The sequence below is a fragment of the Pseudomonadota bacterium genome (genome assembly GCA_026388315.1).
In the GTDB taxonomy this organism is placed as follows: Bacteria; Desulfobacterota; Syntrophorhabdia; order Syntrophorhabdales; family Syntrophorhabdaceae; genus MWEV01.
This window is the reverse complement of sequence record JAPLKA010000081.1, coordinates 1-17871: the sequence shown is the minus strand read 5'-3', so window position 1 is coordinate 17871 and position 17871 is coordinate 1. Positions and strand designations below refer to the sequence as shown.

The 17871-nt window shown below is 42.3% G+C and carries 16 protein-coding genes; 9 read left to right on the top strand and 7 right to left on the bottom strand.

What is annotated here, in order from left to right:
- Nucleotides 1-2 precede the first annotated feature (2 nt).
- The 7 genes from lpxA to mazG all read left to right on the top strand — a co-directional run bounded on the left by lpxA (nucleotide 3) and on the right by mazG (nucleotide 7258).
- Nucleotides 3-770 (top strand): acyl-ACP--UDP-N-acetylglucosamine O-acyltransferase, encoded by a 768-nt coding sequence (lpxA, locus tag NTX75_11025; GenBank protein MCX5816752.1) that lies wholly within the window; start codon nucleotides 3-5, stop codon nucleotides 768-770.
- Entirely contained in the window at nucleotides 761-1684 is a 924-nt protein-coding gene (locus NTX75_11020) for a Gfo/Idh/MocA family oxidoreductase (GenBank protein MCX5816751.1), read from the top strand. Before lpxA ends, NTX75_11020 begins: the two co-directional genes overlap by 10 nt.
- On the top strand, nucleotides 1665-2831 hold the full coding sequence (lpxB, locus tag NTX75_11015; protein MCX5816750.1) for a lipid-A-disaccharide synthase: 1167 nt from the start codon (nucleotides 1665-1667) through the stop codon (nucleotides 2829-2831). Before NTX75_11020 ends, lpxB begins: the two co-directional genes overlap by 20 nt.
- Nucleotides 2815-4578, top strand: a complete 1764-nt coding sequence (msbA, locus tag NTX75_11010) for a lipid A export permease/ATP-binding protein MsbA (GenBank protein MCX5816749.1) — start codon at nucleotides 2815-2817, stop codon at nucleotides 4576-4578. The genes lpxB and msbA overlap by 17 nt, the downstream gene beginning before the upstream one ends.
- On the top strand, nucleotides 4571-5134 hold the full coding sequence (locus NTX75_11005) for a lysophospholipid acyltransferase family protein (protein ID MCX5816748.1): 564 nt from the start codon (nucleotides 4571-4573) through the stop codon (nucleotides 5132-5134). Before msbA ends, NTX75_11005 begins: the two co-directional genes overlap by 8 nt.
- 91 nt (nucleotides 5135-5225) lie before the next feature.
- Nucleotides 5226-6470: a hypothetical protein gene (locus NTX75_11000; protein ID MCX5816747.1), complete on the top strand. Its 1245-nt coding sequence runs from the start codon at nucleotides 5226-5228 to the stop codon at nucleotides 6468-6470.
- Between the two features lie 32 nt (nucleotides 6471-6502).
- Nucleotides 6503-7258, top strand: coding sequence for a nucleoside triphosphate pyrophosphohydrolase (mazG, locus tag NTX75_10995; GenBank protein MCX5816746.1), 756 nt, complete (start codon nucleotides 6503-6505; stop codon nucleotides 7256-7258).
- 13 nt (nucleotides 7259-7271) lie between these two features.
- On the opposite strand, the gene NTX75_10990 is transcribed toward mazG, so the two are convergent.
- The 7 genes from NTX75_10990 to NTX75_10960 form a co-directional block, all read right to left on the bottom strand.
- Nucleotides 7272-7475, bottom strand: a complete 204-nt coding sequence (locus NTX75_10990) for a cold-shock protein (GenBank protein MCX5816745.1) — start codon at nucleotides 7473-7475, stop codon at nucleotides 7272-7274.
- Nucleotides 7476-7757: 282 nt separating this feature from the next.
- The gene (locus tag NTX75_10985) at nucleotides 7758-8420 is read right to left on the bottom strand and encodes an endonuclease III (GenBank protein ID MCX5816744.1); all 663 of its coding nucleotides are present in this window, start codon (nucleotides 8418-8420) and stop codon (nucleotides 7758-7760) included.
- Entirely contained in the window at nucleotides 8417-8881 is a 465-nt protein-coding gene (locus tag NTX75_10980; GenBank protein ID MCX5816743.1) for a hypothetical protein, read from the bottom strand. Before NTX75_10980 ends, NTX75_10985 begins: the two co-directional genes overlap by 4 nt.
- Nucleotides 8878-10137 carry an amidohydrolase gene (locus NTX75_10975; GenBank protein MCX5816742.1) on the bottom strand — a complete coding sequence of 420 codons (1260 nt, stop codon included), beginning with the start codon at nucleotides 10135-10137 and terminating at the stop codon, nucleotides 8878-8880. Before NTX75_10975 ends, NTX75_10980 begins: the two co-directional genes overlap by 4 nt.
- Complete coding sequence (locus tag NTX75_10970; GenBank protein ID MCX5816741.1) at nucleotides 10134-10829, bottom strand: MTAP family purine nucleoside phosphorylase; 696 nt, start codon at nucleotides 10827-10829, stop codon at nucleotides 10134-10136. Before NTX75_10970 ends, NTX75_10975 begins: the two co-directional genes overlap by 4 nt.
- Nucleotides 10830-11122: 293 nt before the next feature.
- Nucleotides 11123-13135, bottom strand: a complete 2013-nt coding sequence (ligA, locus tag NTX75_10965; GenBank protein ID MCX5816740.1) for an NAD-dependent DNA ligase LigA — start codon at nucleotides 13133-13135, stop codon at nucleotides 11123-11125.
- A 38-nt stretch (nucleotides 13136-13173) separates the two neighbouring features.
- The gene (locus tag NTX75_10960; protein ID MCX5816739.1) at nucleotides 13174-15840 is read right to left on the bottom strand and encodes a bifunctional acetate--CoA ligase family protein/GNAT family N-acetyltransferase; all 2667 of its coding nucleotides are present in this window, start codon (nucleotides 15838-15840) and stop codon (nucleotides 13174-13176) included.
- 290 nt (nucleotides 15841-16130) lie between these two features.
- Here NTX75_10960 and NTX75_10955 point away from each other — a divergent pair, with 290 nt between their 5' ends.
- Both NTX75_10955 and NTX75_10950 read left to right on the top strand, forming a co-directional pair.
- Nucleotides 16131-16826 carry a ParB/RepB/Spo0J family partition protein gene (locus NTX75_10955; GenBank protein MCX5816738.1) on the top strand — a complete coding sequence of 232 codons (696 nt, stop codon included), beginning with the start codon at nucleotides 16131-16133 and terminating at the stop codon, nucleotides 16824-16826.
- 546 nt (nucleotides 16827-17372) lie between these two features.
- A complete protein-coding gene (locus tag NTX75_10950) occupies nucleotides 17373-17711 on the top strand; it encodes a hypothetical protein (GenBank protein ID MCX5816737.1) in 339 nt (112 codons plus the stop codon).
- The last annotated feature ends 160 nt before the right edge of the window (nucleotides 17712-17871 follow it).

The following is a 17871-nucleotide window of genomic DNA, read 5'->3' as shown; positions in this document are numbered from 1 at the left end:
CGTTGATACACCCAACTGCAATCATTCATAAAAATGCGCATGTCGATTCTGATGTCCATGTAGGCCCTTATTGCATTATTGAAGAAAAGGTGAAGATAGGAAAGGGAACAAAAATCCTTGGACACGTTATTATCCAGGATGGTACCGAGATTGGTGAAAACTGTACAATCAGCTCTTTCACATCCATTGGCAGTCCGCCACAGGATCTTACATATAAGGGCGAAGATACCACGGTAGTGGTAGGGCATAACAACATTATAAAGGAATATGTGACAATTAACAGGGGGACTCCACACGACAGCGGTGTCACTAAAGTGGGAAACAACAACTTCATTATGGCATATGCCCATATTGCCCATGACTGTGTCGTTGGGAATAATATCATTATGGCAAATTGTGCAACACTTGCCGGACATGTAGAGGTGGATGACTTTGTTATTTTTGGCGGTCTTTGCGCAGTACACCAGTTTTGCAAAATTGGGAAATATGCTTTTATAAGCGGGCTTACAGGTGTTCCAAAAGATATACCCCCTTATATAATAGCTGCCGGGAGCAGGGCTAAGCCTTATGGACTGAACGTTGTGGGTCTTGAGAGGCATAATTTTTCGAAGGACGAAATCTTAAAATTAAAAAAGGCATACAGAATTCTCTTCAGGTCGTCTTTGCCGCTCAGTACATCACTTAAAATAATTCAGGAAGAATTGGATGGTGAAAAGATAAAAGAATTGATAGATTTCATCAATAACTCAAAGAGGGGAATATGTCGTTGAAAATCGCCCTTATCGGCGCTGGTCATATGGGCAGGATACACCTCGGAAAACTGATAGATTTCGAAGATGTTGAAGTCGGAGGGGTGGTTGATGTTGACAGGAATATATTAAATAATATATCTGAAAAGCATCAGGTACCAATATTTGCAGACCATAGAGATATTCCTGATGGTCAGGCAGGAGTTGTCATAGCAAGCTCAACCGGGACACACTACGAAGTTGCAAAATATTTCCTTGAAAAAGGAGTCCATGTTTTTATCGAAAAGCCAATAACATCGGAAATAAGCCAGGGAGAAGAACTTGTTGAACTTGCAGAAAAGCAGGGCTTAATCTTGCAGATTGGCCATTTGGAGAGATTTAACCCGGCGTACAAGGAGGCAATATCTCACATCAAAAAACCTTTATTTATAGAAGCCCGGAGAATGAGTAATTTCACCGGCAGGTCCACGGATATCGATGTAGTGTTGGATCTGATGATCCATGATATTGATTTGACACTTTCTATAGTGAAAGAAGATGTAACGGAAATAAGGGCGCATGGCTTACATTTTGCCTCTGATAAACTGGATATGGTGAGCGCATGGCTTGGGTTTGCAGGGGGTTGCGTTGCTTGTATAACTGCCAGCAGGGTATCGGTTAATAAAGAAAGGAACATCACAATATTTGAGAAGAATAAACAATATTTTGTAGACTTGCTGAATGGCAGATTAACAGGTAAAACCAAAAAACAGGATGGAAGTATCGAGACCCTCGAATACGAAGCAGATAAGGTAGATTCTGTAAAAGAAGAATTGTCAGAATTTATTTATTCGATCAGGGGTGATAAGACACTGTGTGTCGGAGGTAGAGAGGGATTAAGGGCCCTTGTCATTGCCGAACAAATCAAAGCATATATTGCCAGAAACAAAGCTTAACGGAAAGTTTAATAAAAAGATAGTCATCATAACCGGTGAGCTTTCTGGCGAAATTCATGCATCCCACCTCATCGATGAGTTAAAACATTCTTTTGATTTTCAATTCAGCGGAATTGGCAGTACTAAGCTCAGAGACACAGGCGTAGACATTGTTTACGATTACAAAAATATATCATTAACCGGCCTGAGTGAAATATTTTCAAAGCTTCACCATATTCGGGATGCCTTCAGTAAAATAAAAAAGCATTTGAGAGAGAAAAGGCCATCGCTGCTTATTCTGGTAGATTTTCCGGGTTTCAATATGAGAATAGCCAGGTTTGCGCATAACCTCGGTATTCCTGTCATCTATTTCATCCCACCCCAGATATGGGCATGGAGAAAGAAACGGATATATAAAATAAAAAAATATGTGAATAAGGTAATCTGTATCCTCCCCTTTGAGAAAAAAATATATGAAGATTATTCCATTGACGTAGCCTATGCAGGACACCCGTACATGGAAATTGTTAAACCTTTGCATACGAGAGAGGATTTTTTAAGAATGGCAGGGACTGACGGAAAGGCTCCTGTTTTAACGATTATGCCCGGGAGCAGAGATAATGAGGTAGAAAAGCACATGCCCATCCTGATGGACATAATCGAAGCGATTGAGAAAAGGGTTGAAAACCTGAAAATATTGTTGCCTCTGGCTGAAAACATTGACCAGAAGATTATTGAGAAATACCAGAAAGGAAATATAGAGATCACGTATTTAAAAGGCTTGTCATACGATGCTCTCGCGAATTCTGACCTGGCGATCATTGCATCGGGCAGTGCAACCCTTGAGGCGGCAATCCTTGGAACGCCAACGATTGTTATTTATAAGATATCACCGTTATCGTATGTTTTTGCGAGACTGCTTGTGAAGATTAACTATATCAGTTTGCCCAATATCATAGCCGGAAAAGAGGTTTTCCCTGAATTTATTCAAACATTCGACGTTGAAAAGATTGCAGAGAAAGCGCTCTATATGTTAAGTAATGGTAAGGAAAAGATAAAAGTCGAAATTGATAATATGAAAATAAAGCTTGGAAAAGAGAATTCTTATAAGATGGCAGCAAAAATAATAGTAGAGTTTTTGGAACATACATATGGCGCTCTACCTTAGACTCCTTACGTATCTAAAACCTTACTGGCCAAAACTTGTTTTTGCCATGATTTTTATGGCCCTTGTGGCATCCACAAACGGTTTGACTGCATATATTGTAAAACCTGTATTGGACAACATATTTTTCGAAAAAAATGCAACAATGCTTAGCATAATCCCCTTCGGGGTAGTTATACTCTACCTTTTAAAGGGTATTTTTGATTATTTCCAGGCATACCTGATGGGTTTTGTAGGGCAGAAAGTGATTACAGATATAAGGGATGAAATTTTTAACGCATTGCAGAAACAGCCCTTAGCATACTTTGACAAGACTCCAACTGGTACGATAATTTCGAGAATAATAAATGATGTGACACTGGTACAAAGTGCTGTATCTGATGCTTTTACGGCGATCCTGAAGGATGTTTTTACTATTATCGGCCTTATATTCGTTGTTTTTTACAGGGACTGGAAACTTGCAGCCATTGCCTTTGTTGTCCTGCCTTTTGCGATATACCCTATTGTCAGCTTCGGGAGAAGATTGAGAAGGATAAGTACGAAAACACAAAAAGAGATGGCAAAATTAACCAATTTTTTGCACGAAACCATCACCGGCCAACGCATTGTTAAGGCCTTTTGCATGGAAGAATATGAGAGCAAGAGATTTAAGGAAGAAAACGAAACACTATTTCATATTATCTTAAAGCGCTATAAAATACGGGCGCTTTCTTCTCCCATAATGGAAGTGCTTGGCGGGATCGCTATAGCCGTTATAATCTGGTATGGAGGTAGTGAGGTTATATCCGGTAAGTCAACGCCCGGTAATTTTTTCTCCTTCACGGCTGCTCTTTTAATGCTCTATGAGCCGATCAAGAGGCTTAACCGGGAAAACCACAACATACAACAGGGACTTGCCGCCAGCCAGAGGGTGTTTGAGGTTATCGATCGCAAACCAGAAATACTTGAACATGACGATGCAATCAACCTTGAAAAGGTCAGAGGCATTATTGATTTTAAAGATGTATTTTTTAGGTACGACGATAAGATGATACTGAATAACATAAACTTGAAAATTAACCAGAACGAAATCCTTGCTATTGTAGGAGAAAGCGGGGTAGGAAAAACTACTCTGGCAAATCTTATCCCCCGTTTCTATGATGTGACAAGAGGATGCATAGAGGTTGATAATATTGATATAAGGAATATAACCCTTAACTCTTTAAGAAGGAATATTGCCCTTGTTACACAGGATGTAATCCTCTTTAATGACACCATTAAGTCAAATATATGTTATGGTGAGACTCAGGATATGGAAAAAATCGAAGAGGCAGCCGGGATGGCGTATGCCTGTGATTTTATAACGAAGCTTCCCAAACAATATGATACCGTAGTTGGCGAAAAGGGCATACGTTTGTCGGGTGGGCAAAAACAACGGATAGCTATTGCAAGAGCCCTCTATAAAAATACCCCGATCCTTATCCTGGATGAGGCCACAAGCTCTCTTGATGCAGCTTCAGAGGTGGAGGTGCAGAAGGCCTTTGATAATTTAATGAAGGGGAGGACAACGATTGTCATTGCACACAGACTCTCCACTATAATGAACGCAGACAGGATTATTGTCCTCGAAGGAGGAACAATAGTTCAGGCTGGAGCACATAAAGAATTGATAGAGTTAGAAGGACCTTATCAGAAGCTGTATGAACTGCAATTTAGAGATACTTCATCAAAAAAGGTGATAAAAATTCCGAAAAAGGTAAAAAATGTTTAAAAAAGCAAAATATATTATTATGTTACATGTACTTCCCCCGTTGGTCTATGTATTCATAACCTTTATAAAATTGACCACAAAAGTACGCCATGTATATCACGAAACCGCTTACAAGATGTGGGATAATGGCGAAACATTTATTGTTTGTTTCTGGCATGGAAGACTGCTTATGATGCCTTTTGCAAACAGAAGGGGGAAGGGGAAGGTCTTGATAAGCAGGCACAGAGATGGTGAGTTTATTGCGCGGATCATGACCTATTTCCGTCTTGGCTCCATAAGGGGTTCCTACAGGAAAGAAGGAAGCATTTCTTCGCTCCGGGAAATAATATCTGATTTGAAAAATGGTTTTGATGTAGCCATAACACCTGACGGTCCTAAAGGGCCAAAATATAGCGTAAAAAAGGGCATTATAGAACTTGCGAAATTGACGGGAAAACCTATAATGCCTTTAACCTACGGCGCAAGTAAAAAAAAACTTTCAAATCATGGGATAGCTTTATTCTCCCATACCCCTTTTCCAGGGTTGTTTTTCTGTGGGGAGACCCGATATACATAAGCAGGGATGCCTCTCCGGAAGAAACCGAAGCGAAAAGAATAGAGCTTGAAACAACACTGATACAATTAACAGAAAAAGCAGATGAAATTGCATGTGGAAAATAGCCTACAATATTCTTTTACACATTTTGCTGCCGTTTTTTCTCTTGTTTTCGCTGACAAAAAGGAAAATAAGGAACAATCTATCTGAGCGTTTGTGGTCAAGTACAAAGAATACAGATTTAAAGGGTGCCATCTGGATACACGCAGCCTCTATCGGCGAAGCGGTTATTGCTGAAGCTATTGTGAATTACATGCGAAACAGAAGTGGTTTTGATAATTTTCTCATTACCACAAATACATACTATGCAAGGGATATGCTTCGTAAGAAATTTAATAACAGGATTAGTGTATATTCCCTCCCGTTTGATTTAACGTATTCCTTGAAGCACTTTATCAGCACATCCACCTTTAAGTCCCTGCTCATCGTGGAAACAGAGATATGGCCGAACCTTGTCTGGCAAGCTAAAAAGCGTAATATACCTGTTATCATCATTAATGGAAGAATATCCGATAAAACCTATAATGCTTACCTGTTTCTCTCTTTTTTTCTTAAAAACGTTTTTTCTGATATAACCCTTGTTCTTGCTCAATCAGGGGAACATGCGAAACGTTTTAAATCCTTAGGCATGGATTCAACGAAAGTTATAAATACTGGTAACATTAAATATTACAGAGATGTAGATACAACATGTGATAATATACATAAAGAAAACATAGTAACATTCGGAAGTATAAAAGAAAAAGAAGTAGACATCATATTACAGGTTATTGATATGTTAAAAAAACGTTTCTCTCTATTTAGATTTTTTATTGTACCGAGAGAGCTGAATCTTGTAGATATGATTGAAAATGGGCTGGCAAATCGTCTTAATACAATGAGATATTCTGTGTATAAAAAATCATCCGTTGAGGCAATTCAAGCCGTTGAAGCAGTAGTAGTTGACACTGTGGGAGATTTGCTGGATGTGTATAAGAAGAGCATGGTTGCATTTGTTGGCGGGAGTCTTGCTCCATATGGCGGACAGAACGTCCTCGAACCGTTATTCTTCGGTACCCCTGTTCTTTTTGGCCCTTATATGGAAAACTTCAGAGATATCGCCGGTACTATACTGGAGAATGGGGCAGGAATTATGGTTAATAACGCTGAAGGGCTTTCTGAAAAAATCAGCTTGCTCATTGAAAATGATGGATTAAGGGAAAGAATGGGAGACCAGGGACGCAGAATAATAGAGGCACAGAAAGAGGTAATGGAAAGGGCGGTTAACATCATTTTAGAGACGATTGCAGAAAAATAGAATGTAAGAAGTAATTTTAAACAGAGGTTAAGATGGAAGAATTTACTCAACTGGTTGAACTTATGGCAACGTTACGTGGAGAAAAAGGTTGTTCATGGGATAAAAAACAGACAACGAAAGCCTTTAAAACGTTTCTTTTAGAGGAAGTATATGAATTAATTGATGCCATAGAGAAGGACGATTATAAGGCGTTAAAAGAAGAGCTGGGTGATCTTTTGTTTCATATTGTTTTTATCTCTCAGATCTGTAAAGATGAGAAGCAATTTGATATTAAAGAAGTTGTAAGTTCGGTATACAAGAAGATGTATAACCGCCATCCTCATGTGTTTATGGATGCACCTTCCGACAAACCCATTGAGAAAAAATGGGAAGAAATCAAAAAGGATGAAAAAGAAGATTATTCCCTGCTTTCCAATGTCCCATCCGCAATGCCTGCCTTACTAAGGGCCCATATTATTTCAAGAAGGGCTGCACATGTTGGTTTTGATTGGGAAAGTGTCGATGGTATTTATGAAAAAATGTCAGAAGAAATAGAAGAACTGAAGAGGGCAGGGCAATCAGGCGATACCGTATCAATAAAGGAAGAAATCGGCGATCTTCTTTTTACAGTGGTTAACATGTCGAGATTTTATAATGTAGATCCTGAAGATGCATTGAGACTGACGTGCAACAAATTTATCAGACGCTTTAGTTATATTGAGTCGAAAATAGAATTAAAAACATCATCGCTTTCCGAAATGGATAGCTTGTGGAATGAGATAAAAATTATTGAAAAGAAGGGGGGCTGATCCCCCCTTCTTTTCAATCTGCCTTCATAACGTTCTCTGCCTGAGGACCCTTTGGGCCTTTGGTGATTTCAAATTCAACCTTTTCACCGGTTTTGAGTGTTTTAAATCCCTCCTGCTTAATTGCTGAAAAATGAACAAATACATCTTCCCCATTGTCCTGCTCAATAAACCCATATCCCTTTGCATCGTTAAACCATTTTACCTTACCTACTGCCATACCACTTGACTCCTTTCATTGAATATTAAAGCGAATCTACAAGCCGCTTTAGAGGGTATATTATGATTATTCATAAATACTGTCAAGTCAAATCTATAAAAAATAGTAATCCATCAGTTACTATCCTAAATCTTGATCCTCGATGCTTGGTGGTAGTTTAATCCTGTTTTATTAAGAATCTGTTTGATTGGTTTGATTTGTCTTATTGGTTAGAACCAATTGAACCAATGGAACCAATAGTGACCATCTTTCTGAAACTGACAGTATATAAAAAGTAATCTATCAACGATGCTTCGCTACCCCGATTTGCCGGCACAGGTGTGCTATCGGGCATACGCTGCATCGCGGCGAGACGGGGTTGCATATATTTTTACCGAATGTAACAAGAAGGGTGTTGTATATGATCCAGTATTTTTTGGGCAGTACTTCTCTGAGAGATGCCTCTGTTTCATGGGGGTGTTTTGATTTTACGATTCCTATCCTGTTTGATATTCTGTGCACATGGGTATCCACGCATATTCCAGGTTTTCCGTAGCCTTCTGTAATAACAAGATTGGCTGTTTTCCGTCCTATGCCTTTAATTTTCAACAGCTCATCGATTGAATCAGGAACTTTTCCATTATAGTTGTCAATAATGATATGGGACACGTCCTTGAGGGTTGTTGATTTATTTCGATAGAATCCAACCGGATAAATCAACTCCTGTAGCCTTTTAATTGGAATTTTCAGAATATCTTCCGGTGTTTTTGCTTCTTTTGTAAGCCTCTCCATTGCTTTTTCAGTCGTTTCATCTTTCGTCCTGAGGCTCAATAGCGTGCTTACGAGAACAAGAAAAGGATTCCCGTTTTCTCTTTGTGAAATTTTCGTTACAACAGGCACTTCGTCTTTGAAAGTATCCTGCAATGTCTCGATCATTTCTTTAAAAGGGAAAGAAGACCGGTTCATTGTTTCTCCTTTTCAGGTTTTAAAAACTCTTCCATCCACTCTGTCATATGCTCAGTATGTGATCCCTTCCAGTAAACCTTCTTGCATGAGGGACAGGCTTTAAATTTGTCATAATGGTGGAACACGTATTCAGGTACGAATTGTTCGATTTCAATCTTTTTTGCATCATCGAGAGGCATGTTGCACCTTATACAACGGCTCATCAGCATATCTTCATGGATAAAGGGTTTGATCAGGTCTCGAATCTCCCTTAACTGTTCGTCGACATGTTCTGATTTTATGGAGATGCATGTATCGTACGGCATACTTCCAATTGACCTTCGTGTAAGAAAAATGGGTTTTTCAGGTTCGTTTTTGAAATTATTTAAATAATCTGTTTTTGTGATAAAAACTGTATCCAGGCCGAGCATCCTCAGGTATTTTGCAAGTTTGCCGAGCATTGCATCGCATACAAATGTCATCTCGCAACTAATGATTTTGCCGTCTTTTTGGCCTGTCTTATTATCTCTTCTTCACCGGGGACGTATCTGTTTTCCATGAGGACTTTGCCCATACAGATCACGGTGTCAACTATGTACCCGTTCGATGCATAGACGATATCAGAATAAATATCAAATCCAGGATTAAGCTCCGGGCGGTTCAAATCAACAAGGATAATATCGGGGCTATTTCCGGCCTTTATCTCCCATTCAGGCAGGAAAAATATGCTTGCAGCGGTCTTCGTGGCAAGATCGAATGTTTCTCTTGCAGGCAACATTGTCGGGTCATTAGTAGAAAATTTTGCCAGAAGGGATGCATATTTCATCGTTTCAATGATATCAAGATGATTATTCGATGCACATCCGTCTGTACCGAAACAGAAGGGTATGTCCAGCCCGTTTTTTACGAGGTGATGCGGGAATATTTTGCCTACAGAGAGTTTCAGGTTAGAAACGGGGACGTGAACCAGTTTTGCATTGTTGCTTTTTAATATGACACAGTCTTTTTCATCAAGCCAGCAACCATGACAGCCGATGAATCTGTCCGAGAGAATGCCGGTAGAGTTGAGGAATTCAGTCGGGGAAAGACCGTATTTTTTCTGAGAAAAATTTGTTTCTTCTTCTGTTTCGGAAAGATGCATGTGGATAAGGATATTATGTTTTTTTGAAAAATCGCTCATCCACTGAAGACTTTCCCTGCATACGGTGTAAATGGCATGGGGACCGAAAGTAAACGTTACGTGGGGTTTGTATTTTTCGGATAATTCGAAAAGTTTCAGGTTGAGATCGATCTGCTCTTTGCCTTTGTTTTCATCAAACATATCAATAAAAACAGCGCTTATAAAACCCCGCACACCCATATCGCACACTGCCTTTGCTGTTGCCTCCCAGAACCAGTACATGTCGTTAAATACCGTTATCCCGTTTTTTATCATTTCAAGACAGGCAAATTTTGAACCCCAGTAAATGTCTTCCTCGGTTAATTTGGCTTCGAGGGGCCATATTTTGTTTTCGAGCCAGGCTTCGAGGGGCATGTCATCGGCGTATCCCCTCATGAGTGTCATTGCCGCATGGGTGTGACCGTTGATGAAAGAGGGAAGGGCAGCTTTGTCTTTTCCGTTGATTATTTTATCTGCCTTGCGGGTGCATTTTTCAGAAATCTCTTCGATGGTGCCGTCTTTTATGAAAATGTCTTTTATGCTGCCGTTCAGTTGTACGCCCCTTATCAAAATGTTCATGCAAAATTCCTTTCAAGCAGCGTTGAGATGAATATTTCAATGGCCTTCATGTTTTTTTTCCAGCTTTTTCCTATCTCTTTCATGGTAAGGGGTTCTTTCAGAATTCCGTTACAGTAATTGTCAACAGAACATATACTGGCATAAGGAATCTCGTATTCCATGCACAGGGTGGCCTCTGATGGCATTGTCATACCGACAACATCCCCGTGCCGTTTAAGCAGTCTTATTTCCGCTTTTGTTTCCAGTCTCGGGCCGATCGTCTGGATGTATATACCGCCGGACTTCGCTTTCATTTTAAGTTTTCTGGCAAGACTACAGACGTACTTGAAGAGTCCGGCATCCATCTCGGGTATAATGAACTTCATTTCCTTGTCATAAAATGAAGCTGCAATCCAGAGAGATATAAAATCACGGGGAATAACGAAAGTCCCCGGCGGTATTTTCATCTTGAGGCTTCCCACAGAGTTAACAGATATGACTTTTTGAACATTCAGGTATTTAAGCGCCCAGATGTTTGCCCTGTAATTAATTTTATGGGGAGGTACGGGCGGAGAGCCGTGTCTTTGAATAAAGACGTTGTTGTTGCTTATCTTTACATATGTGTCGCCATAGGGTGTTGCTATCTTTTTTTCATCCCACCCGGCGAAAACGGATGAACCGAGGAGCGATGTGCCGCCGATAATGCCATTCATATTGAAACCAGTGAATAGTGCCTGTCCCGGACCGCCTTTGTCCGGGGAATAGCGGATAGTGAATAGTGAATAGTGAATAGTGAATAGCTGGTAGTCGCAGGTTTTAACCTGCGCGTGAATGAGGGATGGATTATTAATCTTTTTTTAAACACGAATGACTATTTACTATTAACAGGATTGGAGAGTCAAGGGTTTTCTAAGCGGACAGCGGATAGCGTTTAGCGGATACGAACTCACCTTAAAAACTCTACGCTATCCGCTGTCCGCTTTTGCTATCAGCTATGAGCCATGAGCTATGAACTTTCCCTTATCATCCCGAGGAATTCTTCCTCGTCCAGGACCGTGAGACCCAATTCCCTTGCCTTGTCCAGCTTTGAACCCGCTTCTTCTCCGGCCACCACATGTGTGACCTTCCTGCTGACAGAGGGGGCGGTTTTTGCGCCGAGGGATTCCGCCTTTTTTCTTGCCTCATCTCTGGACATGCTCTTCATGGAGCCCGTAAAAACGAATGTAAACCCCTCTAAGGTTTTTTTGCTGACCGGCTCGTATTCTACCTCTACATTTGCATCGAGGATTCTCTTGATTGTTTCTCTGTTTTTTCCATCCCCGAAAAAAGCGGTTATGCTACTTGATGCTTCAGGACCTATTTCGGGAATATTGATGAGTCGTTCTTCCGTTGCTTCCATTAATTCTTCAATATTCTTAAATCGTTCTGCAAGGAGGCCGGAAATATGCTCACCCACATTCCGTATCCCCAGGGCATAGATAAACCTCGCAAAAGACCGCTTCTTTGCGGCATTAACGGCATCGACAATGTTTTGAGCAGATTTGTCGGCCATGTGGTCAAGACTTGCCAGTGTATCCTTTGTTAGATAATAGAGATCGGAAACATCCCTGATAACACCTTTGTCAACCATCTGTTCCACAAGTTTTTCTCCAAGGCCGTCGATGTCCATGGCCCGCTTGGAGGCAAAGTGCTCAATGCTGCCTTTTATCTGGGCAGGGCAGTTGATGTTGATGCAACGTCTTATAGCTTCGCCAGGCGGACGAACAACCTCCTCGCTGCAGACGGGGCATTTCTCGGGCATCTCGAAAGGCTTCTCGGTTCCTGTCCTCTTTTCCTTCAAAACCCTCAGCACTTCGGGGATTACATCTCCGGCCCGTGATATGATGACAGTGTCGCCTATCATAATGTCTTTTCGTTTTATCTCATCCTCATTATGTAGGGTTGCCCTTGACACCTCGACCCCGCTCACCATAACAGGCTCAAGTATGGCAACCGGCGTGAGTGCACCGGTTCTGCCCACCTGAACATCGATTCGCTTAATTATTGTCGTTTCTTCATGGGCTTCGAATTTATAGGCGATTGCCCACCGTGGAGACCTGGAAACAGCGCCCAGGATGTTCTGGTAATCGAGTCTGTTTACCTTAATAACCGTTCCGTCAATCTCATAAGGAATCTGATCCCTCATATCATGTATATAATTGTAGTGTTCGAAAAGCTCTTCAATATTCCTGCATAGCTTTGCATACGGATTTACCCTGAACCCGCATTTCTTCAGATAATCAAGGAATTGAAAGTGAGTTTCAAAATTTACCCCTCTGACCTCGCCCATTGCATAGCAGAAGATATTCAATTTTCGGGCCGCTGTGATTTTCGGATCAAGTTGTCTCACTGAGCCGCTTCCGGCATTTCGGGGGTTTGCAAAGAGCGGTTCTCCGGATAGCTCGCGCCGCTTATTCAATTCCTCAAATTCTTTCCTCCCGATATATATTTCGCCCCTTACTTCAAGAAGCTCCAGGACTGTAATGTTTGCGGTGCCGATGATTTTCATGGGTATTGCCTTAATCGTCCTGAGGTTTTGCGTTATATCTTCGCCTGTGTAACCATCGCCCCTTGTTGAACCCAGTATGAATTCACCATTTTTATAGACCAGTTCAACGGCGAGGCCGTCTATCTTCACCTCCATTACATATTCCACATCAGTCACATTCAGCAGCTTTTTGACCCGTTTATCAAAGTCTGTCAATTCATCGGCAGACATTGCATTTTGAAGGCTTAACATTGGTAATGTATGCTTTATTGTTGAAAACTCTATCAGAGGTTGTGCCCCGACCCTCTGAGTTGGCGAGTTGAGGCTGAGAAATTCGGGATAGTTCCCCTCTAATTCCATCAATTCGCGCATCAGTCTGTCATATTCAGCGTCTGAAACTACTGGATCATCCAGCACATAGTACCGGTGGTTGTGATAGTCTATTTCTCTCCTGAGTTCATCTATCCGTGAGTGTGCTTTGTCTTTATCCATATCCTCCCTCTCGAAAGATTGAGCAGGCAATTACTGTTTTACCTCAGCGCCAATCTTGCCTCTGTCAATCCTTCAGGCAGGCGGCTCAATTTAAATCCTAATTTTTTCGAAACGCGAAGCATCTTATCATTTTCCGAGAGCACTGTCCCGTAAATTTCATCCAACCCTTTGTCCTGGGCTATCCCTATGAGAAGGTCAACCAGTTTATACCCCAACCCTTTACCCTGATATTGATCATGAACAAGCACCGCATATTCACAGCTTTTTGTACCGGACTCAATTATCAGTCTTCCTATGCCTATTATTCTCTTTTCGTTGCCATCCTTTAACTCAGCCACGATCGCCATTTCCCTATCATAGTCAATATTGCAGAACCGGACCAGCATTTCATGGGAGATGTCCTTAACTATGGAGAAAAACCGTACCCTTAATGACTCCTGAGAAAGGGTGGAGAGCATCTCAAGCTCCAGAGGCTCATCTTCCGGCTTAATAGGCCGAAGCATTACTTCTGTGCCGTCCGGCATCTTCCAGTTCATAATATATCGTACAGGATAAGGCGTAATCACAAGGTGCGGGTATTGAGATGCATGCTCTATACATTCTTTATCAATAATTATCCGTGCATCAATTGCATAAGCCTTGCCGCCGGCTATGGCGATGGGGTTTATATCCATCTCTGCAATCTCAGGAAAATCGACAACGAGGTTGGCAAAATTTACAATTATTTGTTCAAGCTGCATCAAATCAGCAGGCTTTTTCCCCCTGTACCCCTGGAGCATTTTGTAAACCTGCGTTTCTTCCATGAGTCTTCTTGCCAATGTCTGGTTTAAAGGGGGGATACCGATAGAGATGTCCTTAAAAATCTCCGTACCGATTCCACCCATGCCAAAGAGAATGATCGAGCCGAAATCCTTATCCTTTTTTGTACCCAGGATAACTTCATAATCGATGCCCTCAATCATTCTCTGGAGGGTCATGCCGATGATTGCTGCATGAGGGGCCTTTTCTTTTACGTTCTTCAGCATGTGCGAATATTCATATCTCAATTGCTCCTCAGTCTTGATCCCCACAACAACACCGCCAACATCGCTTTTATGGATAATATCCGGAGATACAATTTTCAAAACCACAGGATACTCAATTCTTTTTGCAGTGCTCACCGCATCATCCACGTCACGGCACAGATAGGGCGTTGCAACGGGTATGCGGTAGATGCTGAGAAAATCCTTTGATTCTTCTTCGGTGAGAAGCATTCGTCCTTCTTTAGCAACCCGCTTGATTAATGCTTTCAGGTGATATTTTGGGGGTGCGTCTTCGAGGGGCAGTTCCGAAGGGGTTTCGTAGAGGAGGGCGAGGTTCCTTGAATATCTATACATATTGATATACGTCTTTACCGCATCTTCAGCGGTATCATAAGTGGGGATGCTGTTCTGGTAGAAGACCTCCCTTCCTTTCTGAACGTTTTTGCCACCGATCCATGCGGTAACTACAGGCTTTGATGAACCTTTTACGATTTCGCTGATTTTGCCGGCAACATTTTCCGAACTGGTTGTTGCCTGTGGACTGTAGATAACTAATATGCCGTCTATTTCGCGGTCACCAAGACATACCCTGATTGCATCAACATACCTCTTGTCATCGGCATCCCCCAGCACATCGACAGGGTTCCCTTTGCTCCAGAACGGCGGAAGGCAGTTATCAAGAGCTGCTATGCTTGCATCAGAGATTTTTGCAAGCTCGCCGCCCATGCTGATTAAGGTGTCCGTTGCCATTACTCCAAAGCCGCCTGCATTGGTAATAATTGCAAGACGGGGACCTTTGGGCAGGTACTTGGAATCGAGAACTTCTGCTGCGTTGAAAAGGTCTGCAAACTCTTTTACCCTTATAACTCCAACCCGCTTGAAAGCGGCGCTATATACATCATCGTCTCCCGCCATAGCGCCTGTATGGGAGTGGGCAGCCCTTGCGCTTTCTGTAAATCTGCCAGGTTTAACAATTATAATGGGTTTACTCCGTGCGAATCCCCGTGCAGCGCTCATGAATTTTTTTGCATTTCCCACGCCTTCCATGTAAAGGATAATGCTCCTTGTCTGATAGTCATCGCCGAGATAGTCAATTAGATCACCGAAATCCACATCAATCATGGATCCCAGAGAGGCGAACATGCTGAAACCGATATGTGCGTCTATTGCCCAGTCGAAAATGGCAGAGCCCAGGGCTCCGCTCTGGGAGATAAAGGCAATTTTCCCGGCTTCAGGGTTTGCCCTGAGGAATGATGTGTTGAGCCCTATATTAGGCCTGATTACGCCGATACAATTGGGGCCGATAATCCTCATGCCGTATCTGTTCCTGATCTCCATAATTTGCGCTTCCAGTCTTTTCCCTTCTTCTCCAATCTCTTTGAACCCGGCTGAAATTATTATTATGCCATTTACCCCCGCTTTGCCGCATTCCTCAACAACTCCGGGCACTGTCTTTGCAGGTGTTGTTATAACGGCAAGATCAACATGCTCAGGGACGCTTCCAATATCAGGAAAACATTCACGACCTAAGACCGTTTTTCGATTCGGATTAACAGGGAATATCTTCCTCTTTTCAGAGAGGAGGAGGTTCTCTAATGTTGCCCTTCCGACTGTTCCGGTCTCATCGGTCGCACCGATAAGTGCAACTGCATCGGGATTAAACATCTTTTTAATATCACCCATAGTGCATGACCCCCTTCATCCTTTTATTGTCATTATTCCTGATTATTCAATTCTACCAGTTATAAAAAGAGAGTTCAAGCTGCTCAAGCTGCTCAAATGAAAGAGCTTAATCGGTTCGTAAAAAACTGCTCAAACCGTTCAAGCTGTTTAAGCCGTTCAAACAGTTATAACTATCTGAACTTATTTAGCTTTTCTTTGAGCGGTTTTATCGGTTTGAGCAGTTTGAGCAGCTTGATCGGCTTGAACTCTTTCTTATAGCAGTTTGAACTATTAAAACAAGGGGGATTAAAATGGCAACGAAGAAAACAGTTGAGAATCCGGAGTTTTTATATCTATCCTTAGGGGATATCATTATTGAAGAACAGATCAGGTCAAGCATCGACACGGAGAGTGAATCCTTCAAGGCCCTTATGGAGTCCATTGAAGACCGGGGTGTCCTGGAGCCTGTTCTTGTAACGCCGAAAGACGGCAAATATCTACTCCTCTGCGGAGAGAGACGTTATCTTGCCGCCCAGAAGCTGGGGCTTCCGACAATACCGGCACGCATACTTGATGCGATCACTCAGAAGGATGAAATACTTGCCTTCCAACTGACAGAGAACCTTCAGAGGGAAGACTTGAATCCTATCGATCAAGCCAAAGGAATACTCTCTTTTGTACAAGCGAAACTCCCTGATAAAAACTATGATGTGGATGGGGTGATGAACGACTTGGTAAGTTACAAACGAAGACCTGAGGATCTGTCTGATAAAATTGCCCCAACAGTTGGGGCAATTGTTGAAATCACCGGAAAGTCAATAAATACGCTGTTTAACGGGCTTTCACTTCTAAAACTTCCTGATGAGATTCAGGCTGCTATCCGGCAAGGAAATCTCCCCGTTTCCCAGGGATATCTCTTCGCTGCAAACCTCGATTGCCCCGGAACCTCCGCCGGAGAAGAAAAAGCCACCACAGGTATAAGCATGCGAGAAGAACCGAACCGGTGAGACGGCGTATCGGCGAAACGGTGATGAAGGCAGTGAATAATGAATGCTGAAAGGCGGAAGGAGCATAGAGCGGGTAGCCGCAGGCTTTAGCCTGCGTAATGAAAGGTGAAAATAAGGGGTCAAGGAGTTGTAAAGAATTGGGCGGCTTGAGCGGATTAAACGGTTTGAACTTTTTTTCAAACGGGGCAGGGGGTGTGAATCCCTATTTTGTAACCGGCATCTCATCATCAATAACCATTGTGGAGTTGCCCCTATCAAACCGGACACCCCCAGCGTTAGGGAAAACAAATAGGGATGGGGCAAGAAAGTATTGTTTCAAGACCTGGCCCCAAAAGTCCTCCGTACCTGCTTACCCTCCCGTATCTGCCGTAATGCAGCACATTTATGAGATCGTGAGTGTTATTTCCCTCAGAAATGTGTATACTATGAACACGGTTGATCTCACCTTCTTTGCTCCGCAGCTACTCACGGGATCGGCTGATACGAAATACAATCGCTTTTCGATTTCTGACAGATTAAACGCTAACTTTTTAGAGGAAGTGACTGATGTCAAACGTAGCAGAGTTTATTGAGGTAAGAAAGAGTATTGAGACACTCGCCAGGCAGATCACCCTGTGTGTCGAACAGCATATAGTTCAGGATTCAGGACAGCATCTCGATGAAGCAAACCGGCAATTGGAGGTACTCAAAACCATGGTGGCCAACGATGTGCAGGTGATTGCGGCCGGCCGTCTTTCCAGGCAACTTACAGGTTTGGGAACGAAAATTAAAACAATGACAGCGAAGTCCCCGACGGTGAAGAGGACAGCGGTGAAGAAGCTGAAAACGCCTGTTAGACCGGGCAACGGTGAAGAGCCTGTAATAGTGGTATTCGAGCGTCCGTAGGGTACGCCCCTCACGCTCAGATTTAGTCACGATGCATTTTGAAGTGAGATTTGCCCGTGGTCCATCACAAAATTTGATTATGTCTCCTGTTCAAGGAGGCAAATATTGGCATTTCACCAACAGTCCCTTACAAGTGGGGTGGGGTCAGCCCAGTCAATTG

Coding starts and splice junctions, on each gene's coding strand:
- NTX75_11020 (MCX5816751.1), top strand. CDS start 761: ATGTCGTTGAAAATCGCCCTTATCGGCGCTGGTCATATGGGCAGGATA.
- msbA (MCX5816749.1), top strand. CDS start 2,815: ATGGCGCTCTACCTTAGACTCCTTACGTATCTAAAACCTTACTGGCCA.
- NTX75_11005 (MCX5816748.1), top strand. CDS start 4,571: ATGTTTAAAAAAGCAAAATATATTATTATGTTACATGTACTTCCCCCG.
- NTX75_11000 (MCX5816747.1), top strand. CDS start 5,226: ATGTGGAAAATAGCCTACAATATTCTTTTACACATTTTGCTGCCGTTT.
- mazG (MCX5816746.1), top strand. CDS start 6,503: ATGGAAGAATTTACTCAACTGGTTGAACTTATGGCAACGTTACGTGGA.
- NTX75_10990 (MCX5816745.1), bottom strand. CDS start 7,475: ATGGCAGTAGGTAAGGTAAAATGGTTTAACGATGCAAAGGGATATGGG.
- NTX75_10985 (MCX5816744.1), bottom strand. CDS start 8,420: ATGAACCGGTCTTCTTTCCCTTTTAAAGAAATGATCGAGACATTGCAG.
- NTX75_10980 (MCX5816743.1), bottom strand. CDS start 8,881: ATGACATTTGTATGCGATGCAATGCTCGGCAAACTTGCAAAATACCTG.
- NTX75_10975 (MCX5816742.1), bottom strand. CDS start 10,137: ATGAACATTTTGATAAGGGGCGTACAACTGAACGGCAGCATAAAAGAC.
- NTX75_10970 (MCX5816741.1), bottom strand. CDS start 10,829: ATGAATGGCATTATCGGCGGCACATCGCTCCTCGGTTCATCCGTTTTC.
- ligA (MCX5816740.1), bottom strand. CDS start 13,135: ATGGATAAAGACAAAGCACACTCACGGATAGATGAACTCAGGAGAGAA.
- NTX75_10960 (MCX5816739.1), bottom strand. CDS start 15,840: ATGGGTGATATTAAAAAGATGTTTAATCCCGATGCAGTTGCACTTATC.
- NTX75_10955 (MCX5816738.1), top strand. CDS start 16,131: ATGGCAACGAAGAAAACAGTTGAGAATCCGGAGTTTTTATATCTATCC.
- NTX75_10950 (MCX5816737.1), top strand. CDS start 17,373: ATGTCAAACGTAGCAGAGTTTATTGAGGTAAGAAAGAGTATTGAGACA.